Below are 10479 nucleotides of genomic sequence, written 5' to 3'. Positions count from 1 at the left end.
GCCGGGCCCGCCGCGGCAGCCAGGGCGCGCCGGGTCACCCGGGTCAGCCAGGCCCGCCGGGTCAGCCAGGGCGGGCCGCCGGGTCAGCCAGGGCCCGCCGGCTCAGCCGGGTCAGCCAGGGCCGCCGGGTCAGCCAGGGCCGCCGGGGCAGCCGGGGCCAGCCGGGGCAGCCAGGGCCCGCCGGGTCAGCTGAGGTCCGCCGGGTCAGCCGAGGCCCGCCAGGAGGTCGGCGCCGCCCCGCTCGTCGATCTGCCGGATCACCACCGGATACTCCGGCGCCCCGGCCGGCTGCGGGCAGCTCGCCGCCCGCGCCGCGATCTCGGTCACCCGCTCCAGGCTTTCGCAGTCGACGATCCAGTACCCGGCGAGCACCTCCTTCGTCTCCCCGTACGGCCCGTCCGTGACCACCGGCCGCCCCTCGTCGTCGACGCTCACGAGCCGGGTCCGCCCCGGCTCGACGAGACCCTGCGCGTCGACGAGCTCCCCGGTCTCGGCGAGATCGTCGTTGATCGCGTTCATGTGCGCGAACATCGTCTTCAGGTCCTGCTCGCTCCAGGCCGGGCTGTGCGCGGACGCCTTCCCGTTCATGGCGTCGTAGTCGGCCTGCGCGCCCTGCACCATCACCAGGTACTTCATGACGTTCTCCTCGTCCGGGGGAGGGTGTGCTGTGGTTCTTTCACAGGGGACGTCGGAGCCGGACCTCGTTTCTCGACATCGGGCCGGCAGTCAGCCCGATGCCTCCCGCGATGTCACCCGGAGGAAGCAGCGGTCCCGCTCCGCGACCCGCTCGCGCGGGCCCGCCGACCGCAGGACCACGTCCAGGACCGCGTCCGGATCCGCCATGTAGCACTGGGCGAACCACGCCATGTTCGCCTCCACCACCGCCCAGCCGCCGTCCTCCAGCGGGCCGACGTCCACGACGACCGCGCTCGGCAGCGTGCCGCCGACCGCCGCGAGCAGCTCCGCGCCGAAGCGGCGCGCGTCCGGCGTCAGCGGGCCGGGATCGAGGCGCCCGTACACGGCGTAGCGGCTGCCCGTCACGACCTGCCCGTCGAGGACGAAGAGGCGGTACTCGGCGGTGAAGGTCACCGGGTCCGAGACGAGGACCGGAGTGTGCGGGGGCAGGGTGCGGGCGAGGTCGGAGAGGCCGCGGTCGGGATCGCCGTACACCGCCGCCTCGAACGACTTGTCCGACGGCGGCTTCAGGAACACCGGACGCCACACCTCGCGGTAGACGGCGGAGAACGGTTCGAGGGTGATCCGGCGCCGGGTGAACTCCCTCGGCAGCTCCGCCAGCCAGCCGTCCGACGGCTCCAGGAGCCCCAGCCCCAGCCCGAGCCCGAGGCGATCGGTGACCTCGTCGGCGAGCCGCGGTCCGCCGTGCCAGTGCACGGCCTCGCCCGGGCGTACGACGGTGTCCGCCGGCCGTCCGTCGAGCACCCGGGTCGCCAGGCCGCGGCGCTCGGCGGCCTCGGTCAGGAGGAGTGCGGTGGAGGTGCGCTGGGCGGACATCAGGAGGAGGTCGAGGCCGAGGTCGAGGTCGAGGTCGGTGTCGGTGTCTGCGTCGCTCACGCGGAGAGTTCCCTTTCGAGCGGGGTACGGAAGCGGGGCGTGACCCGGACGTCGCCGACCCAGGCCGTCAGCCGCGCCGCCTCGGCCTCCACCGCCCGTACGGCATCCTTCCCCAGGCCCTTCCCCCGGCCCGCCCCCGCCCCCGCCCCCGCCCCGGCCCCGGCCCCCGCGGCCGTGTCGCCGAGCAGCCGCCATACGATCTCGCCGTCGGCGCGCTGCGCCCAGCCGCCCACGATCCGGCCGTTCCACCACACCGTCGGGCCGATGTTCCCGCTCCGGTCGAAGAGCGCGGCGCGGTGGGCCGGGTCCAGGTACCAGTCGCGGGACTGCCAGCCCATCGCCGTCGGATCGAGCGCCGGCAGCAGCGCCGCCCAGGACTCGTCGAGCGGCGGTACGGGTTCGAGGTCGTCCGGGAGGACGAAGCCCGGCCCCTCCTCCAAGGCCACCGGCTCCGCTCCGAGCGCCGCCAGGGCGCGGCGCACGTCCGCCACTTTCCAGCCCGTCCACCACTTCAGGTCCGCCTCCGTCGCCGGGCCGTACGCGGCGAGCCAGTGGCGTACGAGCTCCGCGCGGGCCTCGGCGGGCCGGAGGTCCTCGTGGGCCGGGAGCAGCGACCAGCGGAAGCGGCTCGACGTCCAGCCGCCCTGCGGGCGGCCGCGGGCGATGCGGCCCTCCATGCCGAGGACCCGCAGGATCCGGCTGGAGACGGACTGCGGGCCTTCCTGGTTGGTGCCGACGCCGTACACGAACTGCGCCCGCAAGCGCGGTACGGCCGCGCCGAGTTCGGTGCCGGTGGCCTCGCCGCGGGCCGCCAGCTCGGCCAGGACCTGGCGCTCGGTCTCGGCCAGCCAGACCTCGTCGTAGTCGCTGCCGGCGGCCAAGTGCCGGACGAGCGTGGCGCGTTCGCGGGCGGAGGCGGAGTCGGCGGTGGAGGAGTGGACGACGGCGGCGAGCGCGGAGGGCACCACGAAGACGGTGTGCCGCATGCCGTGCATCCGGGTCAGCGTCCGCTCCCCGTACAGCGCCCGCTCCACCTCCGCCACCGGGTCCGGGCCGGCCGCGAGCCGTGCGCCCGCCGCCAGGAACACCGTCGCCGGGTCCGTCGCGTGCAGCGCCACCAGTGAAGCGGCGACCTCCTCCGCCGTCCCCGCCCGCGCGGACCCGGCCAGCCGGTGCCGTACCGCGAGCCGCGCCCGGCGCTCGGCCGGGCCGATCCTTCTCGTCGTACCTGTACGCCTCTCGCCCATGAGGACAAGCATGGCTGCCAGGGACGCGGAACGAGTCGGATCAACGAGTCGGATCAACGAGTCGGATCAACGAGTCGAGGACGAGTCGACTCCCTCGTCGAGGAACTCCGCGACGAGGGAGTGGAGGACGTCCGGCCGCTCCAGGTGCAGGTCGTGGCCGGTGCCGGGTACGCAGACGGCGCGGAGCCGCTCGGGCTGCCGCCGCGCCATCTCGGCGTACTCGTCGCCCGGGATGATCCCGTTGTGGCCGAGCACGGCGAGGACGGGCACGTGGATCGCCGCCCACTCCTCCCACCAGGCTCGCCCGGTGTTCTCGGCGAGCGAGGCGATCAGCACCTCGGGGTCGAATCGGGGTCGGAGCCCGCCGTCCCGTTCCTCCAGGCCGTCCGCCCAGCCCTCCCCTACGGGACCGCCGCCGAGGTACGCGACCGCCGCCTCGCGCGTCGGGAACGGCACCGGCCACCCGCGCAGCCAGCCGCCGACCTCCGCCAGGGTCTCGGGCGAGCCGGCACCGGGCCCCGCCTCGACGAGGACGGCGGCGGAGATCCGGTCGGAGTGTGCGGCGGCAGTGAGGAGGGCGGCGTGACCGCCGTACGACTGGCCGATCAACACGGGGCGGTCCAGGCCCAGTTGCTCGCACACCTCGATGACGTCGGCGACGTACGCGGCCCGCGACACGTCCTTCGGTCGCCGCTCGCTCGCGCCGTGCCCGCGCTGGTCGAGGGCGACGACCCGGTGCCCGTCGGCGCGCAGGAGCCGGGCGAGCGCGTCCCATTCGCCGGCGTGCCCGGCGAGCCCGTGGAGCAGGAGTAGCGGCTGTCCACCCCCGTCTCCGCGACCGCCACCGCCCCAGTCGCGGAGCGAGAGCCGCACCCCGTCCCGTACGAGAAGCGTGCGTTCGGTCCACGTCATCAAACGGGCTCCTTGGCCGGGCAGAGCAGCGCGTCGGCGACGGCGGTGCGGGCGTAGAGGACGGACCGGCCGCTGCGGTGCGCGGTGACCAGGCCGGCGTTGCGCAGGGCGATGAGGTGCTGGGAGACCGCGGGCGCCGAGAGCCCGAAGGTGGCGGCGAGCCGGGTCGTCGACGCGGGCGTGTCGAGCTCGGCGAGCAGCAGGGCGCGCGAGCGCCCCAGCACGGCGGCGACGGCGTCGGTGGCGGCGGTCGTGGTGCGGGGCTCCCAGAGGTTGCCGATCCCGCGTGCGGGATAGGCGAGTTGGGGTGGATCGGGGGCCACGGACCGGGTCAGGACCTTCGGCCAGGCGAACGCGGACGGGACGAGCAGCAGCCCGGCCCCGGCCTGGTCGCGGGTGAGCCCGCAGGCGCGCCAGACGAGCCGCAGGGTGTCGTCGTCCCACCGCACGGTCTCGTGGAGTTCGCCGAGCACGCGCGCCGAACCGTGCTCGGCGACCTGCCGGGCGCGGTGGAAGACATCGGCTTCGAGGAGGGTGCGGATGCGGGCCCAGTAGGGGGCGAGGGCGAGCTCCCAGTAGGTGAGGATCTCGTCGCGGAGCCGTTCGAGGTCGATGCCGGAGGGGTTCGGGCGGACGCCGTGGTGCTCGTCGAGGGCCCTCAGGTCGTGGGCGATCCGTTCCGCCGGGGTGTGGACGATGGCGTCGAGTTCGGTGCTCAGGGAGGGGAAGGGGGTGGCGGGGGTGGGGTTCAGGAAGTCGGCGAGATAGCCGTGGGCAGGGACGAGCGCGGCGATCCGTCCCCGGTCGAGCCCGGCGCGCAGGAAGCGGGGGCGGACCTGTTCGATCCAACGGCGGTGCAGGGGATGGCTGTTGGCGTCACGGAGCAGCTGCCGGAAACTGGTGACGACCTCCCACATGGGGGAGACGGCGAAGCGGGTCTGCGCGAGATCGGCGGCGGAGAAGACGAGCCCGGCTTGCATGCGTACCCCCGTACCCCCGTGTCCGCGCCCCGCGCCCCGCACCACCGCGCCCTCCGCGGCGGATTCGGTTCGATTCGGTCTGAGCTTAATCATTGGAGGGCGGTACGGACAGGGGAGCACGCTCCCGGCATGCCCAGCTCCTTCAGAGACCTCCCCGCCGTCGTGTGGACGATCTTCGCCGGCACGGTCGTCAACCGCCTCGGCTTCCTCGTCACGCCCTTCCTCGTCTTCTTCCTCGCCTCCCGCGGGGTGACCGGCACCGACACCACCCTCGTCCTCGGTGCGCTCGGCGCCGGCAACCTCCTCGGCCCCGCCGTCGGCGGCGTCCTCGCCGACCGCCTCGGCCGCCGCCCCACCATGCTCATCGGCCTCGTCGGCTCGGCGGCGGCGCAGGGCGCGCTGTTCGTGGCGCCCGGCGTCTGGCCGATGGCCGCCGCCGCGCTGCTGGTCAGCGCCACCGGAATGGTCGTCTCCCCGGCCGCGTACGCCCTGATGGCCGACGCCGTCGACGCCGACCGCCGGCAGCGCGCGTACGCCCTCTTCGGCTGGGGCGTGAACCTCGGTACGGCGGTCGCCGGCGTCCTCGGCGGACTGCTCGCCGCGCGGGGCTACTGGCTGCTGTTCACGGTCGACGCGGGAACAATGCTGCTGTACGCGCTCGTGGTCGTGACCCGCGTGAGCGAGCCGGCGCGTCTTCCACGGCCTGTGGACGACGCGGGCGACGCGGCGGGCGGCGGCGCCGGCGACGGCATCGGCTACGGCGTCGTGTTCCGCGACCGCCTCGCCCTCGTCCTGCTGCCGCTCTTCGGTGTCCAGCTCTTCGTCTACTCCCTCACCGAGGTCGCCCTGCCGCTCGCCGTCCACGACAGCGGCCTGTCGCCCGCGGCGTACGGCGCGATGGCGGCCGTCAACGCCGTCCTCGTCGTCGCCCTCCAGCCCTTCACCACCGCCCGCCTGGCCCGGCTGCCCAGACTGCCGGTCCAGGCCGCGGGCAGCACGCTCGTCGCGGTCGGGGTCGCCCTGACCGGCCTGGCCGACGGCATCGTCGGCTTCACGGTCTCGGTCGTCGTCTGGTCCCTCGGCGAGGTAGTGGTCTCCGGCATCGCTGCCACGATCGTCTCCAACCTCGCCCCGGCCCACGCCCGCGGCCGCTACCAGGGCGCCTTCAGCTGGACCTGGGGCGTGGCCCGCTTCGCCGCGCTCACCCTCGGCGTCACCGTCTACACGACGCTCGGCCCGGCCGTCCTCTGGTGGTCGGCCCTGCTCGCCGGCCTCGGCGCGGCGGCGGGAACGCTGACCCTCGCGGGCCGGCTGTCCGGAAAGCGGGCCGCGGACCGCGAGGCCGGCCCGGCCCCGGCGCCGGAGAACGTGGGCGCGTCTGCGCCCCGGACCGCGCTCGAGCTCGAATCGGCTGACGAGCGCTGAGCGCATCTGGGCGCATGCTGGCCCGGGATCCAGCCTCCCGGATCCCGGCTCCAGCCTGCCGGATATTGGATCCAGCCTCCCGGATCCCGGATCCCGGCCCGCGTGTCGCGCGAATTACGGCCCCGGGCCCGTACGGACTCCTAGGCTCGACGCGTGACCGAGAACGAGATCAAGATCAAGGCGATCGCAGCACTGACGGCCCTGCGCGGCGGAGTCGACGAGAGCCTGGTCTCGGACCTGCTGGGGGAGGTGATCCCGGGGCAGTTCGCGGTGCCGGCCGAGGCCAGCGCCGAGGAGATCGGGTTCTCGGTCCTGGCCCAGCTCTCCGAACCGCTGAGCGCGCTCGTCAACGGCTTCATCACGGCCTTCGACGCCCTGGCGGACGCGCACGACGCCTCGGGCGCGGAGCCGGACACCGAGCACATCCTGCAGGACTTGGCGCTCCGGCTGGCCAGCGACAACTTCGAGGACTGACCCCGACCTCCACGCCCGCTGTGTGCCTTCCCGCCCGCCCCGCCCTCCCCGCCTACCCCACCCACCCGGCGCACCCCTCCACCCGGCGCCGGTGCACGCACCGCATCGGGTGAAGGCGCGCGGAGGCGAGGTGTCGCTGACGCGTACGGGCCCGGGCGCGCCCGCATGGTGAGCGCGTCGGCCGGAGGCGTTCCGGCCCGGTGAGAGGAACGCGCATGCACGTCCCCACCTTCCGAAGACCAATCACCAGGCCAATCACCAGACCACTCGCGAGACCTCTCGCCGCTGTGATGGGCGTGGTCGCCGCCCTCGCGCTGTCCGCCCTGACCCCCGCGTACGCCGGCGGCAGGGACGGCGGACCGGACGCCGCGCGGGACATCCGTACGGGCCCGCCGGGCACCGCCCTGACCTGGGGCAGCAACGCCCTCGGTCAGCTCGGCGACGGCAACACCGTCGGGGCGAGCACCGTGCCCGGCCGGGTCTGCGGGAACGCCCCCTGCACCGTGCCGCTCGACGGGGTCGTGAAGGTCGCGGCCGGTGACGGGCACAGCATCGCCCTGCTCGAGGACGGGTCCGTCGTGGGCTGGGGCAACAACAACACCGGTCAGCTGGGCGACGGCACCACGACCGAGCGGACCGCTCCGGTCCGGGTCTGCGACGTGGGCGAGACGGCGCCGTGCACGAGGTTCCTCACCGGCGCCGTCTCCGTGGCGGTCGGCGACGTGCACAGCTTCGCGCTGCTCACCGACGGGACCCTGGTCGCCTGGGGCAGCGGCTTCGCCGGTCGCCTGGGCGACGGCACCACGACCGACCGGAGCACGCCGGTCCGGGTCTGCGACGTGGGCGAGACGGCGCCGTGCACGAGGGGCCTGTCCGGGGTGACCAGCATCGCCGCGGGTTACCAGCACAGCATCGCGACCCGTGCCGACGGCTCGGTCGTGACCTGGGGCTTCAACGGCAACGGCCAGCTGGGCGACGGAACCGGCCTGCCCCGCAGCACGCCGGTGATGCTCGGCCTCACCGATGTGGTCTCCGTGGCGGCCGGCGAGTTCCACAGCGTCGCGGCCCGCGCCGACGGCACCGTCTACAACTGGGGCGCCGCCTCGGCGCTGGGCAGCGGCGGTGGCGGCACCGACCAGAACACGCCCGTGCAGGTCTGCGCCGTCGGCCAGACAGCACCGTGCTCGGCCTTCCTCACGGGTGTGAAGTCCGTGGCCGCGGGAGACGTGCACAGCCTGGCCGTCCGGGCCGACGGCACCGTCGTCTCCTGGGGATTCAACGGTTCCGGCCAGCTCGGCGACGGCACCACCACGTCCCGGAACGTCCCGGTGCAGGTCTGCGCCCCCGGCAGCTGCACCTCGCACCTGACCGGGGTCATCGCGGTGGCCGGCGGCATCACCGGCAGCCACAGCCTCGCGCTGCGCTCCGACGGCTCCGTACGTGCCTGGGGGCTCAACGACAACGGCCAGCTCGGCGACGGCACCACGACCAACGCCTCCACGCCGGTCCGCGTCTGTGCCCTCGGCCAGACCGCGCCCTGCACCCGACTGCTCGAAGGCGTCACGTCGATCGGCGCGGGCTTCCAACACAGCATCGCCGTCAGCCGCCCGCTCGCCGACCTCGCCACCTCGATCACCGCGAGCCCGGAGCCGGTCGCCAACGGCGGCACCCTCACCTATTCCGTACGGGTCCACAACTACGGCCCGACCTCCGCGGACGACGTCGTCCTCACCGACCACCTCCCCGCCAACGCCCGCTACGCGAGCGCCAGCCCCTCGGTCGGTTACTGCGACACCCCGCCGACCGGTACGACGGACACGGTGACCTGCCATTTCGGCACCCTGGGCCGGGGCGCGGCCGCGACCGTCACGATCGCCGTGAAGGTACGCGCGAGCAGCGGCGGTGTGACGAACAGCGTCTCCGCGACCAGCGACACCCCGGACCCGCGGCCCGACAACAACGCGGCGGCGATCACGACGCCGGTCGGCTGACGCCATCGGCGGACATCCGGCGGCTGACCCGCCGGATGAGCGGAAAGCCAGAGGGCCGGACCGCTTTCGCGATCCGGCCCTCTGGGCTGGCGGAGGATACGAGATTCGAACTCGTGAGGGGTTGCCCCCAACACGCTTTCCAAGCGTGCGCCCTAGGCCTCTAGGCGAATCCTCCGTGGAGAACATTACATGACCGGAAGGGGTGCTCGCGCACGTGATCCGGAGCGGGGTCCGGTGAAGGACGCAGGTCGGGGTGCGGGTCGAGGTGTGGGTCAGGAGGCGGGTCGGGGAGGGGGACGAGAGGGGGTCCGGATCGGGTACTCTGGGCGGAGCCCCTCACGTGGCGCTATCTGACTGAACTCCCCCAGGGCCGGAAGGCAGCAAGGGTAGGTCGGCTCTGGCGGGTGCGTGGGGGGCGCTTGCGTTCCCGGGGGCGGGCACGCGGGCCGCTCCGGCCGTGCCCGTCCGTCGTTCCCGGGTTGTCGGTGGGCGCCTATAACCTCGTATACGTGTCGTCTCTCGCGCTGTACCGCCGCTACCGCCCCGAGTCCTTCGCCGAGGTCATCGGGCAGGAGCATGTCACCGACCCGCTGCAGCAGGCGCTGCGGAACAACCGGGTCAATCACGCGTACCTGTTCAGCGGGCCGCGCGGCTGCGGCAAGACGACCAGCGCGCGGATCCTCGCGCGGTGTCTGAACTGTGAGAAGGGTCCCACCCCGACGCCGTGCGGCGAGTGCCAGTCCTGCCGCGACCTGGCAAGGAACGGGCCGGGGTCGATCGACGTCATCGAGATCGACGCCGCCTCGCACGGTGGTGTGGACGACGCCCGTGACCTGCGCGAGAAGGCGTTCTTCGGGCCCGCGTCGAGCCGCTACAAGATCTACATCATCGACGAGGCGCACATGGTCACCTCGGCGGGCTTCAACGCCCTGCTGAAGGTGGTCGAGGAGCCGCCGGAGCACCTCAAGTTCATCTTCGCGACGACGGAGCCCGAGAAGGTCATCGGGACCATCCGCTCGCGCACCCACCACTACCCCTTCCGGCTCGTGCCGCCGGGCACGCTGCGGGAGTACCTGGGCGAGGTCTGCGGCCGCGAGGGCATCCCGGTCGAGGACGGGGTCCTTCCGCTGGTCGTGCGCGCGGGCGCCGGCTCCGTGCGTGACTCGATGTCGGTGATGGACCAGCTGCTGGCCGGCGCCGCCGACGACGGTGTGACGTATGCCATGGCGACGTCCCTGCTCGGCTACACGGACGGCTCGCTGCTCGACTCGGTCGTGGACGCGTTCGCGGCCGCCGACGGCGCCGCGGCCTTCGAGGTCGTGGACCGGGTGATCGAGGGCGGCAACGACCCGCGCCGCTTCGTCGCGGACCTCCTGGAGCGGCTGCGCGACCTGGTGATCCTCGCCGCGGTGCCGGACGCCGCCGAGAAGGGGCTCATCGACGCGCCGGCCGACGTCATCGAGCGCATGCAGGCGCAGGCGTCGGTGTTCGGCGCGGCCGAGCTCAGCCGCGCCGCCGACCTGGTGAACGCCGGGCTCACCGAGATGCGCGGCGCCACCTCGCCGCGCCTCCAGCTGGAGCTGATCTGCGCGCGCGTGCTGCTGCCCGCCGCCTTCGACGACGAGCGCTCGCTGCAGGCGCGCCTCGACCGGCTGGAGCGCGGGGCCGCGGCCGCACCGCCGGCCGCCGTGTTCACGACCACCTCGCCCGCGCCGCAGATGGGGTACGTGCCGACGGCGGAGGCCCACGTCCCGCCGCCCGCTCCCATGCAGCCCGCTCCCGTGCCGTCCGCCCCCGCCCCGGCGCCGGCCCAGACCCCGGCCCCGGCTCCCGCGTCCGCCCCGGCGCCCCAGGCCCCCCCCCCCCACCCCCCCCCCA

General features: G+C 74.1%; 9 protein-coding genes, 1 tRNA gene and 1 other RNA gene. 5 read left to right on the top strand and 6 right to left on the bottom strand.

The genetic code is table 11. From position 1 onward, the window contains the following. Positions 1-204: 204 nt before the first annotated feature. The 5 genes from ACWEJX_RS36370 to ACWEJX_RS36350 all read right to left on the bottom strand — a co-directional run bounded on the left by ACWEJX_RS36370 (position 205) and on the right by ACWEJX_RS36350 (position 4711). Positions 205-636: a YciI family protein gene (locus ACWEJX_RS36370; RefSeq protein WP_451611686.1), complete on the bottom strand. Its 432-nt coding sequence runs from the start codon at positions 634-636 to the stop codon at positions 205-207. 90 nt (positions 637-726) lie between these two features. Further along, the gene (locus ACWEJX_RS36365) at positions 727-1512 is read right to left on the bottom strand and encodes an ATP-grasp domain-containing protein (protein ID WP_451611687.1); all 786 of its coding nucleotides are present in this window, start codon (positions 1510-1512) and stop codon (positions 727-729) included. A 56-nt stretch (positions 1513-1568) separates the two neighbouring features. Beyond that, positions 1569-2819 (bottom strand): winged helix DNA-binding domain-containing protein, encoded by a 1251-nt coding sequence (locus ACWEJX_RS36360; RefSeq protein WP_451611685.1) that lies wholly within the window; start codon positions 2817-2819, stop codon positions 1569-1571. Positions 2820-2885: 66 nt separating this feature from the next. After that, entirely contained in the window at positions 2886-3731 is an 846-nt protein-coding gene (locus tag ACWEJX_RS36355) for an alpha/beta fold hydrolase (RefSeq protein ID WP_451611684.1), read from the bottom strand. Then, entirely contained in the window at positions 3731-4711 is a 981-nt protein-coding gene (locus ACWEJX_RS36350) for a DUF5937 family protein (RefSeq protein ID WP_451611683.1), read from the bottom strand. Before ACWEJX_RS36350 ends, ACWEJX_RS36355 begins: the two co-directional genes overlap by 1 nt. A gap of 129 nt (positions 4712-4840) precedes the next feature. On the opposite strand from ACWEJX_RS36350, the gene ACWEJX_RS36345 reads away from it, so the two are divergent. The 3 genes from ACWEJX_RS36345 (at position 4841) to ACWEJX_RS36335 (ending at position 8601) form a co-directional block, all read left to right on the top strand. Then, entirely contained in the window at positions 4841-6136 is a 1296-nt protein-coding gene (locus tag ACWEJX_RS36345) for an MFS transporter (RefSeq protein WP_451611682.1), read from the top strand. Between the two features lie 153 nt (positions 6137-6289). Then, complete coding sequence (locus tag ACWEJX_RS36340) at positions 6290-6610, top strand: hypothetical protein (RefSeq protein ID WP_451611681.1); 321 nt, start codon at positions 6290-6292, stop codon at positions 6608-6610. A 290-nt stretch (positions 6611-6900) separates the two neighbouring features. Next, on the top strand, positions 6901-8601 hold the full coding sequence (locus tag ACWEJX_RS36335; protein ID WP_451611680.1) for an RCC1 domain-containing protein: 1701 nt from the start codon (positions 6901-6903) through the stop codon (positions 8599-8601). An 87-nt stretch (positions 8602-8688) separates the two neighbouring features. Here the strand turns inward: ACWEJX_RS36335 and ACWEJX_RS36330 are convergent. Then, a tRNA-Ser gene (locus ACWEJX_RS36330) sits at positions 8689-8776 on the bottom strand. 152 nt (positions 8777-8928) lie between these two features. On the opposite strand from ACWEJX_RS36330, the gene ffs reads away from it, so the two are divergent. Then, positions 8929-9027, top strand: an RNA gene (gene ffs, locus ACWEJX_RS36325) — signal recognition particle sRNA small type. Between the two features lie 83 nt (positions 9028-9110). Beyond that, the coding region (locus ACWEJX_RS36320) for a DNA polymerase III subunit gamma and tau (RefSeq protein WP_451611679.1) at positions 9111-10479 on the top strand (1369 nt) is incomplete at its 3' end.

It is taken from the genome of Streptomyces sp. NPDC004788 (genome assembly GCF_053601115.1).
Note: the sequence above shows the minus strand (reverse complement) of the source record. Positions and strands in the feature narration are given on the sequence as shown.